Annotated in this window: 12 protein-coding genes; 4 read left to right on the forward strand and 8 right to left on the reverse strand. The window is 57.3% G+C overall.

The window, feature by feature from the left end; genetic code table 11:
- Positions 1-10: 10 nt before the first annotated feature.
- From odhB to OZ410_RS02005, 7 genes are all read right to left on the reverse strand, one after another.
- Positions 11-1,240: a 2-oxoglutarate dehydrogenase complex dihydrolipoyllysine-residue succinyltransferase gene (odhB, locus tag OZ410_RS01975; protein WP_277706229.1), complete on the reverse strand. Its 1,230-nt coding sequence runs from the start codon at positions 1,238-1,240 to the stop codon at positions 11-13.
- 12 nt (positions 1,241-1,252) lie between these two features.
- The gene (locus OZ410_RS01980) at positions 1,253-2,233 is read right to left on the reverse strand and encodes a peptidoglycan DD-metalloendopeptidase family protein (protein WP_277706230.1); all 981 of its coding nucleotides are present in this window, start codon (positions 2,231-2,233) and stop codon (positions 1,253-1,255) included.
- Positions 2,230-5,046: a 2-oxoglutarate dehydrogenase E1 component gene (locus OZ410_RS01985; protein WP_277706231.1), complete on the reverse strand. Its 2,817-nt coding sequence runs from the start codon at positions 5,044-5,046 to the stop codon at positions 2,230-2,232. Before OZ410_RS01985 ends, OZ410_RS01980 begins: the two co-directional genes overlap by 4 nt.
- A gap of 114 nt (positions 5,047-5,160) precedes the next feature.
- A complete protein-coding gene (locus OZ410_RS01990; RefSeq protein WP_277706232.1) occupies positions 5,161-5,514 on the reverse strand; it encodes a hypothetical protein in 354 nt (117 codons plus the stop codon).
- Between the two features lie 5 nt (positions 5,515-5,519).
- Positions 5,520-6,797, reverse strand: a complete 1,278-nt coding sequence (locus tag OZ410_RS01995; RefSeq protein ID WP_277706233.1) for a metal-dependent hydrolase family protein — start codon at positions 6,795-6,797, stop codon at positions 5,520-5,522.
- A gap of 18 nt (positions 6,798-6,815) precedes the next feature.
- Positions 6,816-7,838 carry a UDP-glucose 4-epimerase GalE gene (gene galE / locus OZ410_RS02000; RefSeq protein WP_277707161.1) on the reverse strand — a complete coding sequence of 341 codons (1,023 nt, stop codon included), beginning with the start codon at positions 7,836-7,838 and terminating at the stop codon, positions 6,816-6,818.
- Positions 7,839-7,879: 41 nt separating this feature from the next.
- The gene (locus OZ410_RS02005; RefSeq protein WP_277706234.1) at positions 7,880-9,034 is read right to left on the reverse strand and encodes a DegT/DnrJ/EryC1/StrS family aminotransferase; all 1,155 of its coding nucleotides are present in this window, start codon (positions 9,032-9,034) and stop codon (positions 7,880-7,882) included.
- A 93-nt stretch (positions 9,035-9,127) separates the two neighbouring features.
- Between OZ410_RS02005 and OZ410_RS02010 the strand changes: the two genes are divergently transcribed.
- The 4 genes from OZ410_RS02010 to OZ410_RS02025 all read left to right on the forward strand — a co-directional run bounded on the left by OZ410_RS02010 (position 9,128) and on the right by OZ410_RS02025 (position 12,224).
- Positions 9,128-10,366 (forward strand): 3-deoxy-D-manno-octulosonic acid transferase, encoded by a 1,239-nt coding sequence (locus tag OZ410_RS02010; protein ID WP_277706235.1) that lies wholly within the window; start codon positions 9,128-9,130, stop codon positions 10,364-10,366.
- A 12-nt stretch (positions 10,367-10,378) separates the two neighbouring features.
- Positions 10,379-10,588, forward strand: a complete 210-nt coding sequence (locus tag OZ410_RS02015) for a hypothetical protein (protein WP_277706236.1) — start codon at positions 10,379-10,381, stop codon at positions 10,586-10,588.
- Between the two features lie 68 nt (positions 10,589-10,656).
- The gene (locus OZ410_RS02020; protein ID WP_277706237.1) at positions 10,657-11,988 is read left to right on the forward strand and encodes a sugar porter family MFS transporter; all 1,332 of its coding nucleotides are present in this window, start codon (positions 10,657-10,659) and stop codon (positions 11,986-11,988) included.
- Between the two features lie 107 nt (positions 11,989-12,095).
- Positions 12,096-12,224, forward strand: coding sequence for a hypothetical protein (locus OZ410_RS02025; RefSeq protein ID WP_277706238.1), 129 nt, complete (start codon positions 12,096-12,098; stop codon positions 12,222-12,224).
- A gap of 67 nt (positions 12,225-12,291) precedes the next feature.
- Here the strand turns inward: OZ410_RS02025 and OZ410_RS02030 are convergent, their stop codons facing one another.
- Positions 12,292-13,158, reverse strand: a complete 867-nt coding sequence (locus tag OZ410_RS02030; RefSeq protein WP_277706239.1) for a hypothetical protein — start codon at positions 13,156-13,158, stop codon at positions 12,292-12,294.
- Positions 13,159-13,269 lie beyond the last annotated feature (111 nt).

Consider the following 13,269-nt stretch of genomic DNA (forward strand, 5'->3'; position numbering starts at 1 on the left):
GGACTCCCGCTTAAAGTTCCAGGGCCTTTTCGAGGTCCCCATCCATGAGGTGTTCCACTGGGTTCTCAATAGCCTCTTTGATGGCTACCAGGAAGCCGACAGACTCCCGTCCGTCAATGATACGGTGGTCGTAAGACAGGGCAACGTACATGACCGGGGCAATGGCAATGGCCCCATCGCGTACGATGGGTCGCTCCACGATATTGTGCATCCCCAGGATCCCGCTTTGGGGCGGGTTGATAATAGGGGTGGACAGCATGGAACCGAACACCCCCCCATTGGAGATGGTGAAGGTACCGCCGGTCATTTCATCTACGGTAATCTGCCCGTCCCGCGCCCGTAATGCCAGGCGCTTTACCTCCGCCTCAATACCCCGGAAGCTCAGGGTTTCCGCATTGCGGATCACCGGAACCATAAGCCCCTTGGGGCCGGAAACGGCAATACTGATATCGCAGAAATCGTAGGTGATCATTTCCTTCCCGTCAATCATAGAGTTCACGGCCGGGAATTGCTGCAGGGCGCGGATCACCGCCTTGGTAAAGAAGGACATAAAGCCCAGCCCAACCCCGTGCTTTTCTTTGAAAGCCTCCTTGTGCGCGGCGCGAATCTCATATACGGCAGACATGTCCACCTCATTGAAGGTGGTCAGCATGGCTGTCTCGTTTTTGGCCGCCACCAGGCGTTCGGCCACTTTGCGGCGCAGCATGGAGAGTTTGCTGCGGGTCTGGGCGCGGGAGCCGCTGCCCGGGCTGCCCATAGAGGGCACGGCCTGCACAGCATCTTCTTTGGTAATACGCCCATCTTTGCCGCTGCCCTGCACGGTGGAAGGATCAATCCCTTTTTCGTCCAGGATTTTCCGGGCGGCGGGTGAGGCGATTCCTGCGGCCTTCCCCTTAGCCGGGGCTGCCTCTGCCTTGGCGGGTGCCGGGGCTTCCGCCTTAGGCTCCGATTTCGGGGCCGGGGCTTCTTTTTCCTGTGCCGGGGCCGAACCTTCGGGTTTTTCGGCTCCCGTATCGATCAGGCAAACCACTTCCCCCACGGCCACGGCATCTCCCTCCTCGGCCTTTAGGGTGATTACACCACTTTCTTCGGCCGGCAACTCCAGGGTTGCCTTGTCCGAATCTACCTCGGCAATGGCCTGGTCCTTCTCCACGTAGTCGCCATCCTTGACGAGCCACTGGGCAATTTCAACCTCGGTTATCGATTCTCCCGGAGACGGGACTTTCATTTCTAAAATCATGCGATGCAGGTTTTACTTTTCTTCGAAATTCGCGATAAAATCTTCTTTGACGGGCATAAAATCCGACTTTTGCTGCCCGTTGACCCGGATGCGGTCAAAAAGCAACCGGGCCCCGGTGGCTTTATGGAAATCACGGGTATTCTGTAATTGCAGATGCAGGTGGGCTTCGGTGCTATTCCCTGAATTACCACATTGGGCCAGCACTTCGCCGCGACGGACGGCCTGACCTTTGCGCACCTTAAGGGAACCTTCCTTCAGATGAGCCATCAGAATGAATTCCCCCGCAGGAGTTTTCAACACCAGGGTATTACCGGTCATGTGTATGGGATTGGTCTCCCCGGGAATATTGTCCGGCACACCGTCGATTGCCAGGACCACCTCAGCGTCGCAAGGCGCCAGGATTTCCTGCCCGAAGGCGTAATAATTTTCATTACGGGTTGGGTCCCCGTTGTGGGATGAGCCATTAGCAACCTTAAGGATATCGTAGGCGTATTGTTGGTTGACATTGCCCATATGGTAATTCGTAAGCTCATCCTCCCCGCCCCAGAACACAAACCACTCGCCCCGGAAAGGGAGGGCCATCGGGGTGGTGTTCCGCTCCAGGACCGGTGCCTTGTCACTGCTATCCGGCGTATGCGGCCGAAGGTACAGCCCGTTAATGCGGTCTCGTACATCCAGGGAAAGGATCAGGTCCAGCACAGCCCCGTCAAAGGTGGCTTTATACACATGGGCCGGGCCCTGCAGGCGGGAAAACTCCAGGCTGCGCAACTGCCCTGCCGTAGCCCGGACCTGCTTGCCGAAAAGTTCCTCGGTCCGCTCCAGGGGGAGGCCGGCCTGCATGAGGCTGTCGAACCGTTCAAAAATTTTTCCATAAGCGCCCTCATTATAGGCTGCCTGGAATGCTGCCGCCACAGCCCGGAAGCGGGCCTGCTCCTGCTGGGCGCCCAGCACCTGGGTTCCCGCAACCATAATCAGCAGCAACAGCGTTCTCATTTTGCTTTTGCGGTTTTCCCCTGGGGCTGGGACTGGTTATCCTTGCTTTTGTCGAACACATAGTCGATCACCTGCTGGTGGCGCATGCGCGAACGCACGGCGCTTCCCGCAGCCGGGGAGGCGTAGAATCTACGGGAAGCCACCCGGAACTTCCCGGCATCCGGAAAGTGCATCATCATATGGCTCCAGGCCCCCATGTTTCGGGGCTCCTCCTGTGCCCATACCAGGTCGTCCGCATTTTCGTATTTGGCCATCATGGCCTGCATTTGTTCCACCGGCAGGGGGAACAGCTGTTCGACCCGCACCAGGGCCACATCTGTACGCTCCTGCTCTTCCCGGACCGCCAGCAGGTCGTAATAGAATTTTCCGGTACAGAAGACCAGGGTTTTTACCTGGTCTACGCGGGCCTGGGCATCGTCAATCACCTCCTGGAACCGCCCGCTCACAAAATCCTCCACCGGTGAAACGCAGCGGGGGTGGCGCAACAGGCTTTTAGGGGTAAAAACCACCAGGGGCTTGCGGTAGTTGACATGCATCTGGCGCCGCAGCAGGTGGAACAGGTTGGCCGGCGTAGACACGTCCGCTACGAACATGTTGTCGCGCGCGCAGAGCTGCAGGTAGCGCTCCATCCGTGCGGAGGAATGCTCCGCCCCCTGCCCTTCGTACCCGTGGGGCAACAGCAACACCACCCCGTTTTGCAGTTTCCATTTGTCTTCGGCCGCAGAGATGTACTGGTCTATCATGATCTGGGCGCCATTGCTGAAGTCCCCGAACTGGGCCTCCCAGATGGTCAGGGTATTCGGGCTGGCCATGGCATACCCGTACTCAAAGCCGAGCACCCCGTATTCAGACAACAGGGAATTGTAGATCTGGAAGTCACCCTGCTGCTCCGCAACCTGGTTGAGCAGGAGTACCTCTTCTTCGCTTTCCTCCACCTTCATGACGGCATGGCGATGGGAGAAGGTACCCCGTTCCACATCCTGCCCGGACATACGTACATTGTACCCTTCGGCCAACAGGGATCCGTAGGCCAGGAGTTCCCCCATGGCCCAATCCAGGCTGTTGGTTTCAAAAAACATCTTCCGGCGGTCCGCTACCAGGCGCTCCACCTTCCGCAGGAATTTCTTGCCCTCCGGCAGCTGCGTGATCGCCCGGGCGATCCCTTCCAGTTTATCCTGGGGATAGCCCGTCTGCACCGGCTCCATCATTTCCCATTCCCGCACGTGCTCAAACCCCTGCCATTCGTCTTCCATAAAGGGGGTAATACGCGTCTTCTCTTCTTTACGGCTGTCTTCCAGCTCTTCTTCCAGGCTGGCTTTGTAATCCGCTTCCAGAGATTGGACAAATGCCTCGTCGATCACCCCTTCTGCAATCAGTTTTTCGGCATAGATATCCCTTGGGTTTTTATGCTTGGCAATGGCTTTGTAGAGCTTGGGCTGCGTAAAGCGCGGTTCATCCCCTTCGTTATGCCCGTACTTGCGGTACCCCAACAGGTCCAGGAACACGTCGCCTTTAAAACGCATGCGGTATTCCAGGGCAAACAGGGCAGCGTGTACCACAGCCTCTACATCGTCGGCATTCACGTGCAGGACCGGGCTCAGGGTTACCTTGCCCACATCGGTACAGTAGGTGGAGGTACGCCCGTCCAGGTAATTGGTGGTAAACCCGATCTGGTTGTTAACCACCATGTGGATGGTCCCGGCGGTGCCATAGCCTTCCAGCCCGGCCATCTGCACCACTTCATAGACAAGGCCCTGCCCGGCAATGGCAGCGTCGCCGTGTACGACTATGGGCAATACCTTGCTGAAATCTTCCGGGTGGTGCTGGTCCTGCTTGGCCCGGGTAATCCCTTCGACAACCGCCCCAACGGTTTCCAGGTGGGAGGGGTTGGGGGCGATGTACATCTGTATGGAATGCCCCAGGTCCGTTTTGCGCTCGGAGGTCCACCCCAGGTGGTATTTTACGTCCCCGTCAAAGATCTCCTGCTCATAGTCCTTACCGTCGAATTCGCTGAAGATGTCCGTGGCCGGTTTCCCGAATACATTGGTAAGCACGTTCAGGCGGCCCCGGTGGGCCATCCCCATTACAAATTGTTTTACCCCGTGTTTGGCAGCGCGTTCCACGATGGCATCGAGAGCCGGAATCAGGGATTCGTTCCCCTCCAGCGAAAAGCGCTTCTGCCCAACATATTTGGTGTGCAGGAAGGCCTCGAAGGACACGGCCTCGCTGAGTTTGCGGAGGATATGCTTTTTCAGCCCCGGGCTAAAGTCCGGGTGATTGTCGTTTACGTTCAGCCAGTCCTGTATCCACTGGATGCGTTCCGGCTTTCGGATATACATGTATTCCACCCCAATGGCATCGCAATAGATGCTGGTCAGGTGGTCAATAATGGTTCGAAGGGTACTGGGGCCGATGCCGATGACCTCCCCGGCCCGGAATTCCGTGTCCAAATCTTCTTCCTGCAGGCCGAAGTTGGCGATATCCAGATTGGGGGTATAGGTGCGCCGCTCCCGAACCGGGTTGGTCTTGGTAAACAAATGCCCCCGGCTGCGATAGCCGTCAATAAGGCGGACGACCTGAAATTCTTTCTGCATGGTCTGTGGCATAGACAGCTGGCTGCCGTCTGGTGCCGTAACCACCCCCTGGTCGGAATCGATCCCCAGGTCGCCCAGGGCGCTTTCCATCCCAAAGTCGAACCCCTGAAAGAAAGCCCTCCAACTGGGTTCCACCCGGTCCGGATGGGTGAGGTACAGATCGTATAGGTCTGAAAAAAAAGCGGTGTGAGCCGCGTTTAAAAAGGAATACTTATCCATTAAAAATCCGAAATGTGCCTTTGACAGAATATTTCACCAAAAATACAACATTTCAGGCGGATAGAAAGCGCCTCAAAACTTTAATTCTCAAGGGGGCGGGTCGCCCCTGGCCCTTTAATGCCTGCCTTGGCGATACTGCACCTTGACCCATTCCCGCCTCAAAACCAGCTCTACCCCGGCCTCTGCCACCTCCACAGGGTCCGTCAGCGGAATTTGACGGAACACTCCTTCGGGAATATCCACGGCGTACATCAGGTTCATGTACTGGTCCGAATGCTCCATCAACAGGCGGTATAGCGTTTCCCGAAGCAAGGAAATCCACTGCTGAGGGCTAGCCGCATCAAGGTTGGGAAAAGGCACGCCAGCCCGATTAAAATCCTTTTGCAACTGGTCTCTCAGGGCTTCCAGGAGCCCTTCCCGCCCGGCCAGTTCAAGGGCGCCTTTGGCAGTAAGATCTTGGGCTGCCACCAGGATTAGGGGAGGTACACCACCCCGTCTTTCATCACAAATTGCATCTGCATGAGCGTACCCACATCCTCCAGCGGGTTGCCGGAAACCGCAATAATATCTGCCAGGTATCCGGGCTTGAGCTGCCCCAGGCGGTCGCCCGCACCCAGCAGAGTGGCATTGGTGATGGTGGCCGCCCGGAGGGCTTCTGCTGCCGGCATTCCCGCCTCTACCATATAGCCAAATTCCTGTGCATTGGTACCGTGCTTAAACACCCCGGCATCCGTACCGAAAGCGATGGGAACGCCTTTCCGGTACGCCTTTGAAAACGTATTCTGGATTTGGGGGCCAATCTCCCGGGCCTTCTGGGCCACTACTTCGGGAAAATACCCCGGCACCTCTGCCAGGCGGGCGGCCTCCTTTCCGGCAGAAATGGTGGGCACCATATACACCCCGTGCTCTTTCATGAGGGCCATGGTTTGCTCGCTCATCAGCGTGCCGTGCTCGATGGTGTTGATCCCGCCCAGGATGGCGCGCTGCATGCCTTCGTCTCCGTGGGCATGGGCTGCGGCAAGCATGCCATAATCCCGGGCCGTTTGGGTGATCGCCCGGATTTCCTCAACGGTAAACTGGGGGTTTTGCCCGTTTTTAGCTACACTGAGCACCCCGCCTGTAGCGGTGATCTTGATTACATCGGATCCTTCCTTGTACCGCTGGCGCACCGCCTGCCGGCCTTCCTCCGGAGAATTGACTACCCCTTCCTTAGGGCCGGGGTTGCCCATTTCGTCCAGGCGCCGGCCATTGGTCGGGTCTGCATGCCCACCGGTGGTGGCAATGGATTTCCCGGCGGTATAAATCCGCGGGCCAGGGGTCAGGCCGCGATCCACAGCCTTCCTTAAGGCAATATTTACGCCGGTACCGCCCAGGTCGCGAACCGTAGTAAATCCGGCCATCAGGGTGCGCTCTGCGTAAACGGCAGCCTCGTAGGCAATGTCTGCAGGGTTAGACGTAAACCGCTTGATGTAGGTCTGGGGGCTGGACTCGCTCTCAATATGCACATGCATGTCGATCAGGCCCGGGAGCACGGTAAAGCCCCGGAGGTCAATTCGGGTATCCGAGTCGCCTCCCTCCTGATACCCGTCCAGAATTTCCAGGATGCGGTTCCCTTCTACTACCAGGGTTTTTTCGGCCTGCAGCCGGCCCTTTTCCACATCCAGGATGTGGCCGCATTGCAGGTATTGTTTTTGTCCGTAACCCCAGGTGGCCAGCAGGGCAACAACCAGGGTGAATACTTTTGTTCTCATGGAAATTGGTTTCAGAAGTTATAAGCCGCGGATTTGTTGCTCCCAGGCCCAGGCGGTGCGCATGGCATCGTCCAGGGATGACTGGGCTTTCCAACCCAGCACGGTATTGGCGCGGGTGGTATCGGCATAGGCCGTGGTAATGTCCCCGGCCCTTCGGCCGGTGATCTTATAGTTCAGGGGGGTGCCGGAAACGCGTTCAAAGCTCTGGATGGCTTCCAGGACGGAGCTGCCGGTTCCGGTGCCCACATTAAAGACCTCGTAATTCCCTGGATTCTTCCCTTCCAGCAAACGCTGCAGCGCCACCACGTGGGCGCGAGCCAGGTCCACCACATGGATGTAGTCCCGGATACAGGTCCCGTCCGGCGTGGGGTAATCATCGCCAAAAACGGATAATTCCTTACGGATGCCCGCAGCCGTCTGGGTGATAAAGGGGACCAGGTTCTGGGGCACCCCCAGGGGCAGTTCCCCGATTTTGGCGCTGGGATGCGCCCCGATAGGGTTGAAATACCGGAGGGAAATGGCCTGCAGGGCTGGGTGAACGTGGCAGGCATCCCTTATAATCTCCTCCCCGATTTGTTTGGTATTGCCATATGGGGACTCCGCCGGCTTCACCGGGGCGTCTTCCGTTATGGGCATTTCGTCCGCCTGCCCATATACCGTACAGGAGGAGCTGAAGATAAAATGCGCCTTGGGCAGGGCGGTGAGCTGTGCCAGCAGGTAAACCAGGGTGGTGATGTTGTTTTCGTAGTAGAGCAGGGGCTTCTCCACACTCTCCCCTACGGCCTTGGACGCAGCAAAGTGGATAACGCCGCCCAGGTCCGGGTGCTGGCTGAAAAAGTCCGCCACCCCGGCCTTGTCCCGCAGGTCCATCCGAACAAACTCCGGGCGTATCCCGGTAATGGCCACAATCCCGTCCAGGACGGCTTCCGAGGCATTGGAACAATTGTCTATGATTACGACATCAAAGCCGGCCTGCTGGAGCTCCACTACGGTGTGGGAACCAATAAATCCAAGGCCTCCGGTAACGAGTATCTTCAAAATGGATTTTTTTTAATCATCTATGTGCATACACCGCCCTGGTATCACGAATCCAGGAAATCCAGGATGGTGCGCGTAATGTATTCGATTTGCTCCGCATCCAGCTCCGTATGCATGGGCAGGGAAATGACCTCCTCGCAAAGGGCATTGGTTACCGGGTAATGCGATTCCCGGAACCGGGGGTCCGTATAGGCCTTCTGCCGGTGCAGGGGCACGGGGTAATAAATGCCGAAGGGAATTCCAGCCGCGGCCAGTTTTTCGGCCAGGGCATCCCTTTTCCCGCCACCGACTTTCAGAGTGTACTGGTGAAATACATGGCAATCGCAGGCATCACAAATCCCCGGGCAGTCCCGGACAGTAACGGGTACGGACAGCAGCGGGTGGCCTTCAAAGGCTTTATTGTATGCGCGTGCCGCTTCACGGCGCCGGTCGCAATACCGGTCCAGATGTGGGAGTTTGGCCCGCAGCACAGCAGCCTGCAGGGAATCCAGTCGGGAGTTCACCCCGATAACGTCGTGGTAGTACCGGCGGTACATCCCGTGGTTCACGATCCCGCGCAGCGTATGCGCCAGCTCGTCATTATCGGTAAAGATGGCGCCCCCATCCCCGTAAGCTCCCAGGTTTTTGGAGGGAAAAAAGGAAGTCGCCCCCACATGGCCCAGGGTGCCAGCCTTCTTGAGCGTCCCGTCCGAAAAGCGGTAATTGGCTCCAATGGCCTGGGCGTTGTCCTCTATGACAAAGAGGTTGTGCCGTTCGGCAATGTCTAGCAGGCGCTCCATATCCGCGCACTGCCCGAACAGGTGAACCGGAACAATAGCTTTGGTTTTGGGCGTAATGGCTTTTTCGACCTGGTCCGGGTCGATGTTGAAGGTAACCGGATCTACATCCACCAGTACCGGCGTAAGGCGCAACAGGCCTATCACTTCTACAGTAGCGGCAAAGGTGAAATCCGCAGTAATGACCTCGTCCCCGGGCTCCAGGCCCAGGCCCATCATCGCGATCTGCAGGGCATCTGTCCCGTTCGCACAGGGGATGACGTGCTTGACCCCCAGGTAGGCTTCCAGGTCCTGCTGAAAGGCCGCCACCTCCGGCCCGTTTATAAAGGATGCGTTTTCTAGGATGTTCTGGAATGCGGACTGGACCTCCTCCCGGATATCCGCATACTGGCCAACCAGGTCGACCATTTGGATTTTTCGCATAACGGGCAGTTTCTTAAGCAAACATACAAAAATACGGAGGGTAGTTCAACGGGTTTCCCAAAGAAACGTAATTTAGCCAAAAACCCGGCAGCGGTGTATTTTATCTACGATCTGGCCGTTCACCTGAGCGCCCTGGGGCTGAAGATCCTGGCGCTGTTCCGGCCCAAAATCCAACGTTTTGTAACCGGCCGCAAAGACCTGTGGGCCGCCCTGGATGCCTTTCTGGAACCGGGCCGCCCGCGCATCTGGATGCACACGGCTTCCCTGGGCGAATTCGAACAGGGCCTGCCGGTTTTAGAGCAGTTGGGGGAAACCTTCCCGGAACACCAGCTTTTGGTAACCTTTTTCTCCCCTTCCGGCTATGAGGTTAAGAAAGGCCGCCTTCCCGGTGTCGGGGTCTTTTACCTGCCGCTGGATACCCGCTGCAATGCCCGTCGGTTTGTGCAGGCCGTTTCTCCGGAAATCGCCCTGTTTGTGAAATACGAGGTATGGCCCAATTTTTTCCGGGCCCTGGAAAAAAACGGAACGCCCATCCTGATGTTCTCTGCCCTGTTCCGCCCCGGGCAGGCCTACTTCCAACCGTATGGCGGGTTCCTGCGCCGAACCCTTAAAAAAGCTACCCGTATCTACGTACAGGACCCGGCCTCCCTGGCACTGCTGGAAGGCATTGACTATGGAAACGGCGCCCTGGCCGGGGATACCCGTCTGGATCGCGTGGCCGCTATTGCTGCAGCCGGGGAACCCCTGGAATTCATGGAACGCTTTAAGGGCCAGCGCACCTGCCTGGTGGCTGGCAGCACCTGGCCGGAAGACGAAGCTGCCATTGTGCCCTTCCTTCGGGAAAATCTGCCCAAGGAGGTTTGTGTGGTTATCGCGCCCCACCAGGTGGACGAGGCCTCCGTAACCGCACTGTGCAACCGCCTGGGACCGGGCACCCTGCGCTATTCGCAATTCCGGGAAGCCGAAGCCGACCGGGCCACCTTCCTGGTGGCCGACACCATTGGCCTGCTTACCCGCATTTACCGGTATGCAGACCTGGCCTATGTGGGTGGCGGGTTCCGGACCGGGCTGCACAACACCCTGGAGCCTGCCGTTTTTGGCATCCCGGTCATGATCGGCCCTCATTACGATCGCTTCCGGGAGGCCCGCGACCTGGTTGCCGCCGGTGGCATCCTCTCCGTTAACGGCCCTGCGGCCTTTGCCAAACAGGCTTCCCGACTCCTGGCCGACCCGGACACCAGAGAACGCATCGGGCAAATCAACACTTCCTACGTAGAGAAAAACCGGGGAGCCAGCGTCCAGATCCTCAATGGGATCCGTAAATTATTATAAACCCTCCCCTACATGCCCCGCTTTTGGATTGGTATCTGCCTGTTCCTGGCCATTGGCATTGCCGCCGGTTGCCAAAACCCTGCCCAAAAAAGGCCCGTAAACGGGCGTTCTGCCCCGGTTACCCCGGACACGGCAGGGTTGCGCACCCCCGGTAAAAAGCCTCCCGCCAGGCGCAATGCGGACACCCTGAAACCGGTCATGGCGTTGGAAACCCAGGGCTAACGCCACGGCATGGGTATGGCTCCCTTTTTTTCTTAAGTTTACCGGAACGGACCAAACCAAACACGCCCATGCATTCCAAGATCTACCGCATTTCCCTGATTGCCGCCCTTGCCGGCTTCCTGTTCGGCTTCGACACCGTTGTGATTAGCGGGGCAGAGAAAAAACTCCAGGCCCTCTGGGAAACCTCCGATGCCTTCCACGGGACCGTGGTGATCGGGATGGCTTTATTTGGAACCGTGATCGGGGCGATGTTCGGGGGGTGGCCCACCAACCGCTTTGGCCGAAAAAAGACCCTGGTATGGATTGGGGTGCTGTATTCGGTCTCGGCTATCGGTTCTGCCCTGGCCAACGACCCGGTCTCCTTCGGGATCTTTCGCTTCCTGGGCGGGCTGGGGATAGGCGCCTCTACCGTGGCAGCCCCTTCCTACATTTCGGAAATTGCCCCGGCCGAGCATCGGGGCCGTTTGGTTGGCCTCTACCAGTTCAACATTGTCTTCGGGATCCTGATCGCCTTCTTTTCAAACTACCTGCTAAGCGGCACAGGCCCTAACGACTGGCGATGGATGGTGGGGGTTGAAGCCTTCCCGGCCATCATCTACACCCTCTTTTCCCTGGGGATCCCCAAAAGCCCACGCTGGCTGATTACGCAGTCCAGGGAAGCCGAGGCCGCGCAGGTACTGGAGCGCCTGGGGCTAGGGGTCAGTGTGGAGGAAATCGAAAGGGACATGAAGGCCAACGAGATGGAGGCCCTGAAATCCGAAAACATCTTTATGCGCAAGTACCGATTCCCGTTGATTTTGGCCTTCCTGATCGCATTTTTTAACCAATTCTCCGGGATCAATGCCTTCCTGTACTACGCCCCCCGGATTTTTGAACTGGCCGGGCTGGGCGAAAGTACGGCCCTGCTCAGCAGCATCGGTATCGGGTTTACCAACCTGGTCTTTACGCTGCTGGGGATTTATTTAATTGACCGCCTGGGGCGTAAACAGCTTATGTATTTCGGTTCGGTCGGATACATCATCTCCCTGGCCCTGGTCGCAGCGGCCTTCCTGCTGGAATGGACCGGCATGGTGGTCCCTATTTTCCTGTTCCTCTTTATCGCTTCACACGCCATAGGGCAGGGAGCCGTGATCTGGGTCTTTATTTCCGAGGTCTTCCCCAACCACCTGCGCGGCTCCGGGCAGGCCTTTGGCTGCTCGGTCCACTGGGTGCTCGCCTGGCTGATCCCCTCGTCTATCCCTTTCCTGATGAACTGGATAGGTCCCGGCCCCGTCTTTGGCTTCTTCGCCTTTATGATGGTGTTGCAGTTGTTGTTTGTGCATTATATGATGCCGGAAACCAAGGGGGTTTCCCTGGAGGCCCTGAGCGCCCGCCTGAGCCCCGGAAGAAAAGGGTCGTAATCCGGCAGGTGGCAGTGGTCCGGCAAGGGGTTCACTTGGTCGAAATCCGATCCCGTCCTAATGGCTGATCCACTGGTTTTTAGTATCTTGTTAGAAACTATATGAAAATGGATAACCAGTTATCTCTGGGCACCCGGCTATTGAATGGATTTCTGAGCCTGATGGTGTTCCTGCTGATCCTCGTTCTGGCTGCAGTGGTCATTTGCCTGATCCTGGCGGTCTTCGGGGTATTCTAGGTTTTGGGGTGTACCCTGGCCAATTCTTCCCCCAAACAGGGCTGCAATCTACTCCCCAAACCACGTTTTAATTCCGGGCGGGCTCCCGGCTGGTGCGAACCACGCTGCGGGTATCCATTTGGGAGGTGATGATCATCTCCCCGGGCAAAGCAATCTCGAATGCCATTGGCAAATCCCCTTTTACTTCTTCCCAAAACCCTTCAGAAATCCGAAAAATCCCGCTTCCGCCGCCCTGGCCTTCCACATGCATCTCCATTTGTTCATTCTGCATGTCCATGGTTACGCTTTGGTCCAGGGTAAAAAACGCCCGGTCTCCTTCCACCGCATCCAGGGTATAGAGAATGGTAATCTGGGCTTCCATGGGGTTCATCCCGGCCATGGGGATGGTCATCGGGATTTCCATGGGAAAGGAATCCCCCACCGCAACGGGATGCTCAGGAAGCTGCATATAACGTTGGATGTTTTCCATCACCCCTTTCAGCATCCCTTCAATGGCAGGGTCAAACCCTTTGCCGCCTACCGAATCCAGCACAAAGGAGCGGTCTGGCCCATAGCGCCCATAGAGCATCTCCCCGGTTAAGGGATTTTCTGGTTGCTGTATCTCCTGTCCGTTCATTTTGGATTCGGAGCGGATGTTGCCATAAGCCATGATCCATGAAAAATAGCCTTCCGGCCCGGCGGCACCGGTGGTAAGGGTATAGGGGATGGTATTGCGCATCTCCATCTCCATGGGAAAGCCGTCGGCCGCGCTCCCCATAGCCGAAGCCAGGGAATCCGGCATGTGCAGGTCCATGCGCCCGACCACCTCGGTTTCCACCTCCAGCTGATATACGGATTCGGGGGCGTACCCCACCTTGAAAGTCACCTGTTGTTGCGCGCAAACGCTGGCACCTGCCAGAAGGAACAACAAGGAAAGGAAGCAGTTTCGCAACATGGGAAATCGTTTTAGTTCTCCTCCAAGATAGCACTATTTTTCCTACCCCTACAAGATCCAAAACCTAACGCCCACTGGGCACAGGTGATCCCTGGAAGAAAGGCCTGGATG

Source organism: Robiginitalea aestuariiviva (assembly GCF_029537735.1).
Lineage (GTDB): Bacteria > Bacteroidota > Bacteroidia > Flavobacteriales > Flavobacteriaceae > Robiginitalea > Robiginitalea aestuariiviva.